Source organism: Flavobacterium sp. PLA-DH12, from assembly GCF_059511845.1.
On record NZ_JCAMPD010000009.1, the window covers coordinates 199,145 to 214,662 of the forward strand.

The window sequence follows — 15,518 nt, forward strand, 5'->3', positions numbered from 1 at the left end:
GATCAGATTAATGAAGAATGCCCTATCCATGTATTGGAAATTTTGTTTTTTACTTATCAGTTTATCGATTTCAACCGAAGCTTTTTCTCAAAATCAGCCTTCTGAAAAAAAACCGGAAATCAAGGAGCTTGAAGAAGTTTTAATTAACGGAAATTCTGCCGAAAAACGCAAAAAAGAAGAATCGCTGAATGTTGAAACGGTAAACAATAGTTTTATTCAGCGTAATCTTGGCGGGAGTTTGATGCAGTCTTTGCAGAAATTGCCTGGCGTTAAAACTATTTCTATCGGTTCTGGAGGTTCGAAACCGCTTATTCGTGGTTTGAGTTTCAATCAGGTTACTGTGGTTGAAAATGGCTTGAAACACGAAGGCCAGCAATGGGGCGCAGATCATGGATTGGAAATCGATCAATATGCTGTAAATCGGGTAGAAATTATAAAAGGTCCTTCTTCATTTATATATGGATCTGATGCTGTGGGCGGTGCAATAAATATTAAACCTTTGCCTCTTCCGTTGCAAAACACTTTTTGCGGAAGCGTCGATCTTACGGGAAAAAGCAATAATGCGCAATTTGGAAGTTCTATTGATTTATTTGGAAGAAACGAAAATTGGTTCTTCGATTCTCGAGTTACCACAATGGATTACGGCGATTATCGCGTTCCAACCGATGTGGTTCATGTCTATAGTTATGCTGTTCCATTATACAAAAATCATTTACGAAATACGGCAGGGCGTGAACTTGATTTTCATTTGAGTTCAGGTTATTCTGGAGAGCATTTTAAATCGGTTTTCTTTTTCAGTAACGTGCATACCAAAAGCGGATTTTTCGCGAATGCGCATGGACTCGAACCGCGAAATGTAGATCTGGAATTGCACGACAAATCGAGCCGTGATATTTTGATGCCGTATCAGCAAGTTAATCATTTAAAGGTGAGCAATACGACTTCTTTTCAATTCGGAAATCATGCTTTTGAGACACAAATTGGTTTTCAGAATAATTTTAGAAGAGAATATAGCCATTACGTAAATCACGGCTATATGCCACCCATTTATCCTGAAGACATGTACGCGCCTCAAGATTTGGAACGTCAATATGATAAAGATGTTTGGTCGTTTTCTGCTAAAGATGAATTCAGAATTCAAAATCACCAAATTACGATTGGTTCGAATTTGGTTTTGCAGCAAAATCAAATTGGCGGATGGAGTTTTTTAATTCCTGCTTTCACGCAATTTAACGCAGGCTTATTTGCTTACGACAAAATTGAACTGAACGAAAAATGGTTTTTAAATGGCGCTGTTCGTTACGATTACGGAAAAATTAAAATGAAATCGTATTACGATTGGTTTCAAAGTCCGGTTTCCGAAAACAATCAAACGGAGTTGGAATATTTACAGCGTTCTCAAGATTTGACTAAAACTTTTGACAGTTTTACATGGTCGATTGGTGCAAATTACAATCCTGGAAAACTTTCGCTGAAAGCCAATTTGGGTTCTAGTTTTAGAATGCCAATTGCCAAAGAACTGGCTTCAAACGGTGTGAATTATCATTATTTCAGATTCGAAAAAGGGAATCCGAATCTGGATGCAGAACGTTCGTATCAATTGGATTTAGGAATGGAATGGAATCAGCAAAACTGGTCTTTTCAACTGACGCCTTTTGTGAACTATTTTCCAAATTTCATTTATCTCAATCCAACCTCAGCGCATGATATTTATTATGGCGCAGGAAATCAGGTTTTTGAATATGAACAAAGTAAAGTCTTTCGTTACGGTGCAGAATTACAGACAAGATATTATTTCCTAAAATCTTTAAGCGCAGAAATTGGAGCCGAATATCTTTATTCAGAACAAAAATCAGGAAGCAAAAAAGGCTATACACTTCCGTTTTCTCCGCCACCTTCCGTTTTGTTCGGATTGAATTATGAACCTCAAATTAGCTTTTTAAAAGAACCTTATTTTTCTGTTGATTATCGCTTTACGGCACAGCAAAATAATATCGTTCCGCCAGAAAAGAAAACATCCGAAAGTCATGTATTCAATCTGGCTTTTGGTTCAAAAATGAAGGCGGGAAAACAGGATATCAGCCTCAATATTCAGATCCAGAATTTATTTAATACAAGATATTTAAATCACACCAGCTTTTACCGACTTATCGAACTTCCAGAAGCGGGACGAAACATTATTGTTTCTATGAAGATTCCGTTTTCGATTTCGCGATAAGTTCAACCATTCAAAACTCAATTATTTACAAATTTTAAACCCTTTATTACAATGAAAAACAATTTTTACAAACTACTATTTTTATTTGCTGTATCGCTTTTTGCGGTTTCGTGCAGCAACGACGATGACAACCACGACGATCATGACCATGATCACGACACTTCTGAAGAACATACATTTGTTCGAGTTTTACTTTCTGACGAAAAAACTACGGAGTTAACGCTTTTTGATCCGCATGAAGATAAAATCAGTTCTTTTACGGCAAAATATGCTAAAGCCTCTTTGTACACTACAGAATCTGGACGTTTTGCAGGAATTGTTCACAGAGACAATAATTTTGTAGAAACTTTCGACAGCGGATTGGAATTACACGGCGATCATATTGATGTTGATGATGTTCCGAAATTTGGAGTTTTAGCGACAAGCGCCTTAAAACCAACGCATTTTAAAAGTAAAATTGGAGAAATCCTGACTTTTAACGACGGAGACGGAACGCTTTCGGTTGGTAAAGAAGCCGATGTAAACAAAGCTGGCTCGACTTTCAAAACGATAAATGCAGGTTTATTGGCGCATCACGGTGCCATGGCAACTTTTACAAACGGAACTTATGCGATTACCGTAAAAGATAATTCGGTTACAGGAACGCTTCCAGAAAAAGTAAAAATTATTGACAATACCGGTAAAACACTTTTCGATGCTAAAATTGCGACAAAAGGAATTCACGGAAATGCTTCAGACGGTGTTTATGCTGTTTTTGGTTCGTCAAGCGGAATTTTGGTTGTAGAAAGCAACGGAATTCAAAAACTAATCGATCATCCAACAGATTTTGGAACAGCTTGGTTTGGAAGTATTCTAGAAACGGCTTCGGCTGGAAAATTCATTGGTTATACGGCTGCGAAAGGCGCTTATTTAATTGATGTTGTAGCTAATACCGTAAAACCAATTATTGCGAACACAACCATTATGCAATGCAAAACGAGTTACGATCGTAAAAAACTGGCAGTTTTATTGCATTCTGGAGAGTTTAAACTTTATGACATCAGCAGTTTACAAGCAGTAAAAGAAACTAAAGCAACTGCAGAAACAGCTACAGATGCAACATTAAAACCTCAAATGGCAGTTACAGACCGTTTTGCTTATATCACTTCTCCAACAACTGGAGAATTAATACAAGTAAATCTTTCTACATCGGCAATCAAAAAGACTAAGGTTTCTAACACACCTTATATGGTTATAGTTTTAGGTTATGAAAACAGTGAAACACACAGCCACTAATTGATTTTTAGAACAAAATAAAAACGGCACTCTAGATTTAGAGTGCCGTTTTCTTTTAAAATACAAAGTTTTTCTGCCACGAATTTCACAAATTTTCACAAATTTAATTCGTGTTAATTCGTGACCCGAGCGATAGCGAACAGGCGAAGCAAATTCGTGGCAAAAAAACAAATCCAATAAAAAAGGTCCAACTTTCGTCGGACCTCTTTTATATCAATCGTAATCTAAGATTACAATAAAGCGTCTAAACTATCTGCGTAGGTTTGTTTCGGAGCTACTCCTACTTGTTTTCCTACTACTTCACCGTTATGAAACACCAAAACGGTTGGTATGTTACGCACACCATATTTTGCAGCAAATTCTTGGTTAGCATCTACATCTACTTTACCAACAACTACTTTACCAGCGTACTCTTCGCTTAATTGGTCAATGATTGGACCAACCATTCTACAAGGACCACACCATGCTGCCCAAAAATCTACCATTACTGGTTTATCTGATTTTAAAACTACTTCATCAAAAGTAGCATCTGTTATTGCTAATGCCATAATATATTAAGATTAAATTAGGTTTGAAATATTAACTTTCAAACTACAGTACAAATTTAAAAATTTAAAATAAATCAAACACCATTACTAAATTAGTTTTCGTTATAAATGTATTATCATTAATTATAAGCTAGATAACTTTAAAATTACAATTTATTTACCTGAAAATCAAACCAATAAAAAGTTAATGTTTTTTGTAGTATCTTTAATACATTCAAAATTCGGCTACTATGAAAGAAGCTTTATCCAAAACCAAATCCTTTCTGCAATCTGATTCTTTTAAAAAATACGCCAAACGTTTTGGATATTTTATCTTAGGCTTAATTGCAATACTTTTGCTTGCCTGCGGAGGTTTGTCTATTTATTTTAATCGAAATAAAGCCGAAATTATTGCTAAAGTCAATACTAAAATCAACGAAAATATAAATGGCAAATTTCATATTAGAGATTTTCATTATAAGTTTCTAACTGGTTTCCCAAACTTTACATTGGCGCTTAATGATGTCGAAATAAAAGACAATCAATGGCAGAGCCACAAACATACTTTGCTAAGAGCAAAAGAAATCGAAGCGCGTTTGAATATTTTGAGTTTGCTGCAGCACGAAATCAACATTCATAAAATCTTAATCAACGACGCCGATATCTATATTTATAAAGCCGAAAACGGTTACTCTAACGTCAATATTTTTAAACCCAAAAAGAAGAAAACACAAACTGACAAAGAAAAACCCGAAACGACAATTGACGAAGTAAACCTCAACGATGTTCACGTCATTATTGACAATCATCTGGGTCATAAACTGTTTGATTTTGATGTGGCAAGTTTAGAATCTAAAGTAAATTATGGCGATAACAGCTGGCAGACCAATCTGTATTTGAAAACTAAAATTAATAGTCTAGCCTTTAATACCGTTCACGGAAGTTTTGCTAAGGAAAAAGTTCTAGAAGGAAATTTTGATATTTCGTATGCCGAAGCCAATCAGAAAATAGATATTAAAACCAAAGGTCTTAAAATTGGTTCTGACGTTTTTGATATTGTCGCTTATTTTAATATCGGAAAAAACAATTCGCTTTTCGGAATCAATATCGGAACGGATATTTTATGGCGAAATGCTTCCAATTTATTATCGGCAAACATCAGTTCTAAACTTAACCAATTCGACATCAAAAAACCGATTAAGGTAAACTGCGACATAAAAGGCGATTTGAATGTTGAAGGAGATCCGAAAATTGTGGTGCAGGCAGACATTCGCGATAACGAAGTGAGTATTCCGGATGGTTTGTTTACCAATTGCAGTTTCAAAGGAATTTTCACTAACACTTTTAAACCCGAAAAGGAATCCAGCGATCCGAACTCGGCTATTATTTTAACCAATTTTAAAGCCGAATATGAAAGTATTCCGTTGACAATTGCACAAGCAGTTATCAATAATCTCGAAAAACCAATTGCCACTGGAGTTGTAAATTCCGATTTTGACATTTCGAAACTCAACGGAATGATGAACGAGAAAATACTTCATTTTGAAAGCGGTCATGCCAAAGCCAATTTGAAGTTTCAGTTTGATATTGTCGATTTGTATATCAATAAACCCAAATTTACAGGCGATGTCGATATTGCTGATGCTACATTCGATTATATTCCGAAAAAGATTCATGCCGAAAAAACAGCTGTACAATTGTCGTTTACGCAAGAAGCACTTTACATTAAAAAAATTGCCTACAAACACAAAAAGAACATTATTCGCATTGACGGAAAAATCGATAATTTCTTAAATCTCTATTACGATGCACCCGAAAAAATGGTCGTAAACTGGAATATTTACTGTCCAAATATTGATGTAAAACAGTTTATAGGCGTTTTAGAAAATTCTCCAAAACAAAAAGTGGCAGAGAAAAAACCAGCTAAAAAGAATGTCAATTTTACAAATCAATTGCGATCTGTAATAGAAAAATGTGCCGCTGTAATTAATCTCAAAGCCGATAAAATCACTTACGGATCGCTTACGGCAACCAATACTCGAGCTACAATCCAGATGCTAGATTCGAAGATTTTGCTTAAAAACGGAACACTGCAAACTTCTGGCGGAAGCATAACGTTTAGCGGTTCTGTACAGCCAAGTGGCAACCAATATGTTTTTACATCAAATGCGCAGGTAAACCGAGTTGATATTGCGAGTTTTTTAAGATCTTTTAATAATTTCGGAATCAAATCTTTCAGTCCAAAAAACATTCGCGGCCGATTAAGCAGCGCCGCCAATGTAGCCGGTTTGATGAGCAGTAAAGGCGATTTGATTGTAAATTCGATGAAAGGAAAACTGGATTTTAATGTCAATCAAGGTGCATTACTCAATTTTGAACCGATTATGAAAGTCGGAAAATTTGCTTTTCCGTTTCGTGATGTCGAGAATATTACTTTCAGCGATTTGTCTGGTTCGCTTAATCTGCGCGGAGAACAAGTCGATGTCAATAAACTTACTATAAGTTCCAGCGTCTTAAACTTTGACGTTGTCGGAATTTACTCTTTTGGCCGAGGCACCAATCTCGCCCTCACCATTCCGCTAAGAAATTCTAAAAACGACGCCAAACTCTCCACCAAAGAAGAACGAAAAGCCGTTCGAGAACGCGGTATTGTCCTGCATTTGATTGCTTATGATAATGAAGGAAAAATGAAGGTAAAGTGGGGGAAGAAGGATAAGGGGTAAGCAAATAATTACTATTTATCAAATCCAGTTTGTGGAAAACATAATTCCAAATTTTGGATTATTATTCATAAATTGCACCATTAATTTTAGCGCAAAATGACGGGAGAAGAAAAGATCAACATTGACGAATTTGATGGTAAAAAATTTAAAAATCGCTTTGTAGAAGAAGACGATAATAGAAAAGCCGTTGTTACACATTATCTGCACAATTATCACAATGGCGTTAAAGATCATTTTGAAGAAGAAGCTGCTCAATACATAAAACAAATTGTTGAATACAAAAATGAAGAAGAGAAACTAAATATGGTTTCTGATTCTGCATTACAACAATTGCTTTTTGAAGTGGAAGATGTTCCGTTTCCTACTCCCGAAAATTATACTTTTAAATTTATCGATCTTTTTGCAGGAATTGGAGGTTTTAGAATTGCGTTGCAGAATTTAGGAGGAAAATGTGTTTTTACTTCTGAATGGGATGAAAATGCTAAAAAAACGTACAAAGCTAATTTTGGAGAAACTCCTTTTGGAGACATAACAAAAGAAAGAACAAAGAATTACATTCCAGAAGGTTTTGATGTTTTATGTGCAGGATTTCCGTGTCAAGCTTTTTCGATAGCTGGGAAAAGAGGAGGATTTGAAGATACACGAGGAACATTATTTTTTGATGTTGCCAAAATTATAAAAGACAAACAGCCAAAAGCAATTTTCTTAGAAAATGTAAAAGGGTTGAAAAGTCATGATAAAGGAAAAACATTAGAAACTATTTTAAATGTCCTAAGAAATGATTTAGGATATTATGTTCCTGATCCTGAAATCATGAACGCTAAAGAATTTGGTGTGCCTCAAAACAGAGAGCGTATTTATATTGTTGGTTTTCATAAAAAATTAGATGTAAAATCATTTCAATATCCTGATTCATTTGAAGAAAAAGTAACATTCAAAGATGTTAAAGAGAAGAATGTTGTACCTACAAAATATTATTTATCATCTCAATATCTTCAAACTTTAAAAAATCATAAAGAAAGACACGCCAGCAAAGGAAATGGATTTGGATATCAAATCATTAAAGATGACGAAATATCAAATTCTATCTTAGTTGGAGGAATGGGAAGAGAAAGAAATCTAGTAATAGATAATCGAATTACTGATTTCACACCATCAACACATATTAAAGGAGAAGTAAATCGTGAAGGAATTAGAAAAATGACTCCTCGCGAATGGGCAAGATTACAAGGGTTTCCTGATCATTTTGTAATTCCAGTTGCCGATGCTTCTGCATATAAACAATTTGGAAATTCTGTTGCTATTCCTGCAATTCAAGCAACTGCTGAGAAAATAATTAATCTTATAAAAGATAAATTATGATTAAAGGAAATAAAGGCGAATGGAGTGAAATATATGCTTTATTTAAATTACTAAGCGATACAATTTTACTTCCTGGAGATGAAAATATTCAAAGAATTCCAGATGTTTTTTATCCAATAATTAAAATTTTACGTACAGAAACAAGTGGCGATTTTGAATATTCTATACATGATGACATTGTTCTTATTTCTGGAAATGACGAAGTTTTAAGAATTCCTATAGAGACTTTTAAAGAAAAAGCAAATTCTTTACTCAGTGCTATTAAGTCGGGTACAGACGCATTTCATATTCCCGAAATTGAAGAGTTCATGCTTAGTATTAATTGCATTTCCCTAAAAGCAAACTCTTCAGTTAAAACTGATATCACAATTGTTATTCACGATCAAAGAACAAACCAACAGCCAATGCTTGGTTTCAGTATAAAATCACAATTAGGCGGTTCATCTACCCTTTTTAATGCCGTACAATCTTCTAATTTTATTTATGAAGTATCGGGAGTTGAGATGACTGACGAAGAAATCAATGAGATAAATTCCTTATTTATTAAAAGAGGAAATAAACTTTTAAGAGACGTAAAAAGAAGAACAAAAACTATCCTTCAAAAAGGCAATAATTTACTATTTGTAGGTGTTGAAAAACCGGTTTTTTCAAACAATTTGATGTTAATTGATAGTTTGCTTCCAAACATACTATCGCAAATAATACTTCCCTATTATTCAGGTAATGCTGTTTTACTTACCGAATTAGTTAATATCATTGAAAAGACAAATCCAATGAATTTTGACACAACAAATAATCATGAATTTTATCGCTACAAAATGAAACGTTTTCTAACAGATACAGCATTAGGAATGCTTCCTTCTAAAGTATGGAATGGCAAATACGATGCAACAGGAGGTTATTTAGTAGTCAAAGAAGATGGGGATATTTTATGTTATCATCTATATAATAGAAATGAATTTGAAAATTATCTGTTGAATAATACAAAATTAGAAACGCCAAGTAGTTCAAGACATAAATTTGGAGAATTATATACAGAAAATGGAAAGCTTTTTTTCAAATTAAATCTTCAAATCAGATTTATAAAATAATTTTAAATTTTAACTAACCTTATCATCTCTTTTTGAAAGTAAAAATATAAAAAGCCACTTGAAGGAGTGGCTTTTTCTCATTTCTTACTCAATCCCCAAATAAGGATCAAGAATTTCGGCTAATTCATTTAACCAAAAGAAACCATCTTCAATATTTACGGTTTCAGTTTTCATAAATCCATCTTCTCGTATTGCATTTAATGCAATTAGGAAATTTACTTGCCTAATGGTTTTTGCCATACTTTTGGAATCAATTGAATTGTTGAAGAATTCAGTTAACCTCAATTCGGTTTCTTTGGAAAGGGTGTTGTTACTCATAATTTTGCATTTAGGAATTAAAAAACCCGCATAGCTTAGGTGTCCTACGCTGCAAAGAGCGTTGCGATTGTTTCCAATACCGCCACCATACCACACGGGCAAGAATTTTTTTTGTATTCATATATTTTGCATTTAGGAATTACAAACATACAAAAACAGAATACAAAATGTAAGTTTTTTCTTTATTTATAAATTAAAATACTCTAAGTATATTTTCTCCAAATCGAAATTACAAAATTGAAAAATAAATCAATTTAAAATTTCATAATATTTCCTTAACCTACTTGTCTTTTGTATCAAAAATCGGTAAGTTTGAGAATGAATCATTAAATTTTATTTGTTATGAAAGTACAAATCAACACCGACAAAAACATTGAAGGAAGTGCAAGATTAGAAAGTTATTTTTCTGGAGAAGTAGAAAAAAGCTTAGACCGTTTTCAAGATAAAATTACTCGCGTAGAAATTCATTTTGGAGATGAAAATGGAGAAAAATTCAGCTTGCATGACAAAAAATGTGTGATTGAAGTTCGTCCTGTAAAACTACAGCCTATTACGGTTACAGAACACGCAGACACTTTAGAAAAAGCTTTTAGCGGTGCATTGGCCAAAGCTAAAAAAACATTGACGAGCACTTTCGAGAAGATAAAAGAACATTAATTTTTTTTTAAACCATATAAGTGATATAAGTTCATTTTAAGTTTACATCACAAAGCGACGAAGCCGTAAAGTACTACTTTACGGCTTCGCTTTTTTATGGATCGTAATAAGTGAAAATCTTAAATTACTTATATCACTTATATGGTTTACTTTATTTAGGCAACGGTGCGCCAACTGCAATATCGCAACGGTGACCTGGTTTTCCGTGTGGCGGATTCATTCCATCAGCTACTGTCGCTTCAGTACCTTCTGTGCTTAACAAAGCAGGAACTGGATTTGATGCTGGAGGAGTAACGCTAAAGTTTTGCGTAACTGTTCCGCTTTGAGCTGTATTTGTTGTTGTTGCAGTTGTTGTTGCTTTAGGCGAGTTTAAAGGCGCTCCAACAGGAATATCACATCTATGCCCCGGCTGTCCGTGTGGCGGATTCATTCCTTTTGCTACTTTAACTGGTGTTGTCGTAGTGGTAGTTACAACTTGAGGCTGACTTACCTGTACAGTTTGTCCTGCTTGTGCTGTAACCTGTCCTTGTTGTGGAGGTGCAGAGTTTAAAGGTGCTCCAACTGCAATATCGCAGCGGTGTCCCGGCTGTCCATGAGCAGGATTAATTCCTTTTGTATCGCTTAAAACCGTATTTGGGTTTGCAGCAGGAGTTTGCGCTACAGGCGCTGCAGGTTTTGTTGTATCTTTTGCAAGTCCTAATCTTACTAATTCTGAGGTTGCTGTACTTTCTTGCGGTTCTAATTCTTTTTTACAGGAAATAAAAAGTAAAGAAGTAACAGCTATTGAGCTTAGAAGTATTTTTGCCTTCATGACTGGGGTATTTTTATTGAGAATCAAATATAGTGGTTTTTTGAGAGATTAAATGACATGAGGAATGTTAATGATAATTAAACACACGATTTTAAATTGTTTTGATTTTATGTCATCCTGAGGAATGAAGGATCACACACGGAGATCTACAAAGATTGGCGAATCTCTTTACGGAGTTTCTAGTGTGATCCTTCGTTCCTCAGGATGACAAACAGTACTTTTATTATGCAAGTAGGAGCTTAAAAACTTCCTCTTCCTTATATCACTTATATGGTTCAAAAAAAATTATACCTTTAAACTCAAATACTATATCTCATGAAAAAAAAACTTTTACTCCTTTTATTTGTTGCTTCTTTTGCCAATGCACAAACAGACAAAATCAAAATCAATCATACATTAGACGCTTGGCATAAAGCGGCTGCCGAAGTAAAATATGATGCATACTTTAGTACATTGGCAGACGACGCTATTTACATCGGAACTGATGCAACCGAAAATTGGACTAAAAAGGAATTTGCTATTTGGGCAAAACCATTTTTCGATAAAGGAACGACTTGGAATTTTAAAGCTTTAGAACGTCATATCTTTTTTGATAAATCAGGAAAAATTGCTTGGTTTGATGAATTATTAGACACCCAAATGAAAATCTGTCGCGGTTCTGGAGTTTTAATAAAAGTGGGGAACGAATGGAAAATTCAGCATTATGTGCTGTCAATGACGATTCCGAATGACGAAGTTGATGCCGTAACCAAAATTAAAGCACCAATTGAAGACGCTTTGATTGCAAAACTTCAGAAAAAATAAAACATTTTACGGTTTTCTTATTATAAACGTAACTTTTTGAGCACTTTAGAAGCACTGTTCGTCGATTATTTTTAATTAATTCGGCAAAAACAGTGCTTTTTTGTAACTTTAGAATAAGATACTGTCAAAAAAACGAGCGGTATTTTACAAAATTCATCAAAATAAAACCTACACCTCTATTTTAACAGCCTTAAAAACAAGAATCTTTATTTTTTTCTAACTTTGACCCCAAAAAAAATAGGGTTAAACAAAGTATTTTAAAAATGAAAATAGAAAAACGCTGGATTATTTCCTTTATTATGATTAGCGTCGTTTGTACGATAGGGGCATTTTGGCCAACAGTGACCGAAAATAATTATGTTTTATCAGAATTCGGAACTACGGATCATATCGTTCCTGCCGATGTTGCCTGGATGCTTACTTCGAGCTGTTTGGTTTTAATCATGACTCCAGGATTGTCTTTCTTTTATGGCGGAATGGTAGGAAAGAAAAACGTTATTTCGACCATGCTTCAAAGTTTTATCTGTCTGGGTGTCGTTACGCTTTTATGGGTAGTAGTTGCTTTTAGTTTGGCTTTTGGAGAACCGGTTGGGTTTGGTTCTAGAGATCATTTTTACAGCTTTTTTGGTAATCCGACTACTTTTGCTTTTATGGATTATGTTGGTGTTCTGCCACATAAACAATTGGCCAATACGATTCCGTTTATGCTTTTTGCTTTGTTTCAGATGAAATTTGCTATCATTTGTCCTGCTATTATAACAGGTTCATTTGCAGAGCGCGTTCGTTTTATCTCTTATTTAGTTTTCATTAGTTTATTTACCATTTTTATATATGCTCCTTTATGTCATGCCGTTTGGTACCCGACGGGCGTTTTAGGAAGTTATTTTGGCGTTAAAGATTTTGCAGGAGGAACTGTGGTTCACATGAGTTCTGGTTTTGCTGCTTTGGCTGGAGTTATTGTTTTAGGAAAAAGAAAAAACAGCCAACATATTCCAACTAATATTCCGTTTGTATTATTAGGAACAGGAATGCTTTGGTTTGGCTGGTTCGGTTTCAACGCTGGATCTGCTCTTGCTGCCAACGGAACTGCTGCGATGGCTTTTGCTACAACGACAACTTCATCGGCTGCGGCGATGTTAACTTGGATTTTCTTTGATAGAATGAACGGAAGAAAAGTTTCTGCTCTTGGAGCTTGTATTGGTGCTGTTGTAGGACTTGTTGCCATTACACCAGCTGCAGGATTTGTTTCGGTGCCAGAAAGTATGTTCTTCGGTTTCATTACCGCTTTGGTTTCTAACACAGCTGTAAACTGTAAATATTCTAAAAAATTCGACGATACGCTTGACGTTTTTGCTTGTCACGGTGTTGGAGGAATTATGGGAATGATTCTAACCGCTATTTTCGCTCACGGCGAAGATGCAAGTTTACTTCACGGCGGATGGAATGTTTTCGGACACCACATGATGGCATTGGTTCTGGTTTCGATCTTTACTTTCTTCGGAGCTTATTTCTTGTTTAAAGTAACCAATTTCATTATTCCGCTAAGAGTTTCGGAAGAATCAGAACACATCGGATTGGATTTATCACAACACGATGAATCTCTTGACCCAAAAGCACAACCCATTACTGAACCATATTACGGTTAAAAAATATTTTTTTTCAGCCACGAATTACACGAATTTTCACTAATTTTTTTTCTGCATTGCAGTTAAATTGATTCGTGCAAATTCGTGTAATTCGTGGCAAAAAACAAAATATACTTCACATGAATTCGTGGCTGAAAACTTTTTAAACCTTATTACGCTATTTTCATTCGTTTATATTCCTTAATTTTGCCGAAAATTTTTGTAAAAGTGGGAAGTAAAAATAAACTAAAAAGATTCAGAGAGAACGAAACATTTCAAAACGTTTTTCAACCAACCAGAGAAGAAGTTGTAGGCGATTTAATGCCTTTAAAAGGAAAATGGAATTCTGATTTCTTTAAAAATGATAATCCATTAGTTTTAGAGTTAGGATGCGGAAAGGGAGAATATTCTGTTGGATTAGCAGAAAAATACCCAAACAAAAATTTTATCGGAATTGATATTAAAGGTGCTCGTTTCTGGCGTGGTGCTAAAACTGCTGTTGAAAACGGACTTCATAATGTTGCTTTCGTTCGTACTCAAATCGAATTGATCAATCATATTTTTGCTGAAGGCGAAGTTGACGAAATCTGGATTACTTTCCCAGATCCGCAGATCAAATACAAAAGAACGAAACACAGAATGACGAATTCTGAGTTCTTAAAATTGTATAAAAAAATCCTGAAAAAAGACGGTGTCGTAAACCTTAAAACCGATAGCGAATTTATGCACGGTTATACTCTTGGATTGCTTCATGGTGAAGGTCACGAAGTTTTATACGCGAATCATAACGTATATAAAAACGAAGGAAGCCCTGAAGTTGTAACTTCTATCCAGACTTTCTACGAAAAACAATATTTAGAAATTAATAAGGCAATTACGTATATTCGTTTCAAAATTAAAGACTAACTTTAATTTTGAAGCCTTTATCTAACCGATTTAATAACTAAATGATCTACCTTACTCCTCTAATTTCAGGTTTTATTGCCGCTGCCATTGGAACTATTCCGCCTGGATTGCTCAATATGACGGCTGCCAAAATAAAAATGAAAGAAGGGAAAAAGAATGCTCTATCATTTGTAATTGGCGCGGTTTTAATTATTTTTTTTCAGGCTTACATTGCGGTATTGTTTGCTCGTGTGATAGACAATCGTCCAGATGTTGTAATATTATTGCGCGAAGCTGGTTTTGTCATTTTTTCGATTTTAACCATTTATTTTTTCTTTTTTGCGAAAGATCCAATAGCAAAGAAAAAAACGAAACTAAAGAAAACCAGCAAAAAAAGTAGTTTCTTTCTAGGAATGCTACTTTCTGGACTAAACTTCTTTCCTATTCCTTATTATGTTGTAATAAGTGTAACACTTGCTTCGTATCATCTTTTTGTATTCGAAAATACAATTATTTTAACCTTTGTATTAGGCTCGGTACTTGGAGCTTTTGCAATTTTGTATAGCTATATTGCCTTCTTTGGAAGAATAGAAAAGAAAACCGATTACTTCATGCGAAACATGAACACTATTATAGGAACCATTACTGGATTAGTCGCTGTAGCAACACTTTTTAATATCCTAAATTACTACTTCGGATAATTTTATGGCCACCGATTAAAAGGATTAAAATGATTTTTTTTACTTTGTGGTAAATAATTTTTCACGCAGATTTACAAGGATTTAAGCAGAGAATCCATTTAATCTTTCTAATCTGTGGCAAAAAAAAACAAAATCATGGCAGAAGAGAATTTTTTTGAAAGAGTTTATGTAATCGCCAGACAAATTCCGTTTGGAAAAGTTACTTCTTATGGCGCTATTGCGAAAGCTTTGGGCACAGCACGTTCTGCACGAATGGTCGGTTGGGCAATGAATGCGTGCCATAATATGGATGATGTTCCCGCACATAGAGTAGTAAACCAAAAAGGGCTACTAACAGGAAAACATCATTTTGATGGAACTAATTTAATGCAGCAGCTTTTAGAGAACGAAGGGATTAAAGTCGTAAACAATCAGATTGTAGATTTTGAGAAACATTTCTGGAAACCGGAAGTTGAATCATAAAATTCATTTTCACCATATAAGTGATATAAGTTCATTTTAGCAGAAAGAATTTATATTTT

General features: G+C 34.6%; 14 protein-coding genes. 11 read left to right on the plus strand and 3 right to left on the minus strand.

From position 1 onward, the window contains the following. Positions 1-10 precede the first annotated feature (10 nt). Both AC5ZCW_RS17855 and AC5ZCW_RS17860 read left to right on the plus strand, forming a co-directional pair. On the plus strand, positions 11-2,218 hold the full coding sequence (locus AC5ZCW_RS17855) for a TonB-dependent receptor (protein WP_496121061.1): 2,208 nt from the start codon (positions 11-13) through the stop codon (positions 2,216-2,218). Between the two features lie 51 nt (positions 2,219-2,269). Next, positions 2,270-3,493 (plus strand): hypothetical protein, encoded by a 1,224-nt coding sequence (locus AC5ZCW_RS17860; RefSeq protein WP_496121062.1) that lies wholly within the window; start codon positions 2,270-2,272, stop codon positions 3,491-3,493. 230 nt (positions 3,494-3,723) lie between these two features. On the opposite strand, the gene trxA is transcribed toward AC5ZCW_RS17860, so the two are convergent. Further along, positions 3,724-4,041 carry a thioredoxin gene (gene trxA / locus AC5ZCW_RS17865; RefSeq protein ID WP_068844792.1) on the minus strand — a complete coding sequence of 106 codons (318 nt, stop codon included), beginning with the start codon at positions 4,039-4,041 and terminating at the stop codon, positions 3,724-3,726. Between the two features lie 230 nt (positions 4,042-4,271). Here trxA and AC5ZCW_RS17870 point away from each other — a divergent pair, with 230 nt between their 5' ends. From AC5ZCW_RS17870 to AC5ZCW_RS17880, 3 genes are all read left to right on the plus strand, one after another. Beyond that, on the plus strand, positions 4,272-6,743 hold the full coding sequence (locus AC5ZCW_RS17870) for an AsmA family protein (protein ID WP_496121063.1): 2,472 nt from the start codon (positions 4,272-4,274) through the stop codon (positions 6,741-6,743). 96 nt (positions 6,744-6,839) lie between these two features. Then, a complete protein-coding gene (locus AC5ZCW_RS17875; protein ID WP_496121065.1) occupies positions 6,840-8,105 on the plus strand; it encodes a DNA cytosine methyltransferase in 1,266 nt (421 codons plus the stop codon). Further along, positions 8,102-9,196 carry an HpaII family restriction endonuclease gene (locus tag AC5ZCW_RS17880; protein ID WP_496121066.1) on the plus strand — a complete coding sequence of 365 codons (1,095 nt, stop codon included), beginning with the start codon at positions 8,102-8,104 and terminating at the stop codon, positions 9,194-9,196. The genes AC5ZCW_RS17875 and AC5ZCW_RS17880 overlap by 4 nt, the downstream gene beginning before the upstream one ends. A gap of 84 nt (positions 9,197-9,280) precedes the next feature. Here the strand turns inward: AC5ZCW_RS17880 and AC5ZCW_RS17885 are convergent, their stop codons facing one another. Continuing rightward, positions 9,281-9,514, minus strand: coding sequence for a hypothetical protein (locus AC5ZCW_RS17885; protein WP_496121067.1), 234 nt, complete (start codon positions 9,512-9,514; stop codon positions 9,281-9,283). A 342-nt stretch (positions 9,515-9,856) separates the two neighbouring features. Here AC5ZCW_RS17885 and AC5ZCW_RS17890 point away from each other — a divergent pair, with 342 nt between their 5' ends. Beyond that, positions 9,857-10,171 carry an HPF/RaiA family ribosome-associated protein gene (locus AC5ZCW_RS17890; protein ID WP_111425972.1) on the plus strand — a complete coding sequence of 105 codons (315 nt, stop codon included), beginning with the start codon at positions 9,857-9,859 and terminating at the stop codon, positions 10,169-10,171. A 151-nt stretch (positions 10,172-10,322) separates the two neighbouring features. Here the strand turns inward: AC5ZCW_RS17890 and AC5ZCW_RS17895 are convergent, their stop codons facing one another. After that, a complete protein-coding gene (locus AC5ZCW_RS17895) occupies positions 10,323-10,982 on the minus strand; it encodes a hypothetical protein (protein ID WP_496121069.1) in 660 nt (219 codons plus the stop codon). A gap of 315 nt (positions 10,983-11,297) precedes the next feature. On the opposite strand from AC5ZCW_RS17895, the gene AC5ZCW_RS17900 reads away from it, so the two are divergent. From AC5ZCW_RS17900 to AC5ZCW_RS17920, 5 genes are all read left to right on the plus strand, one after another. Next, on the plus strand, positions 11,298-11,786 hold the full coding sequence (locus AC5ZCW_RS17900) for a nuclear transport factor 2 family protein (protein WP_496121070.1): 489 nt from the start codon (positions 11,298-11,300) through the stop codon (positions 11,784-11,786). A gap of 263 nt (positions 11,787-12,049) precedes the next feature. Then, positions 12,050-13,432, plus strand: a complete 1,383-nt coding sequence (locus AC5ZCW_RS17905) for an ammonium transporter (protein WP_496121072.1) — start codon at positions 12,050-12,052, stop codon at positions 13,430-13,432. 207 nt (positions 13,433-13,639) lie between these two features. After that, complete coding sequence (trmB, locus tag AC5ZCW_RS17910; RefSeq protein ID WP_073408106.1) at positions 13,640-14,317, plus strand: tRNA (guanosine(46)-N7)-methyltransferase TrmB; 678 nt, start codon at positions 13,640-13,642, stop codon at positions 14,315-14,317. A gap of 41 nt (positions 14,318-14,358) precedes the next feature. Continuing rightward, on the plus strand, positions 14,359-14,997 hold the full coding sequence (locus AC5ZCW_RS17915; RefSeq protein WP_496121073.1) for a lysine transporter LysE: 639 nt from the start codon (positions 14,359-14,361) through the stop codon (positions 14,995-14,997). A gap of 135 nt (positions 14,998-15,132) precedes the next feature. Continuing rightward, complete coding sequence (locus AC5ZCW_RS17920) at positions 15,133-15,459, plus strand: MGMT family protein (RefSeq protein WP_111286436.1); 327 nt, start codon at positions 15,133-15,135, stop codon at positions 15,457-15,459. Positions 15,460-15,518 lie beyond the last annotated feature (59 nt).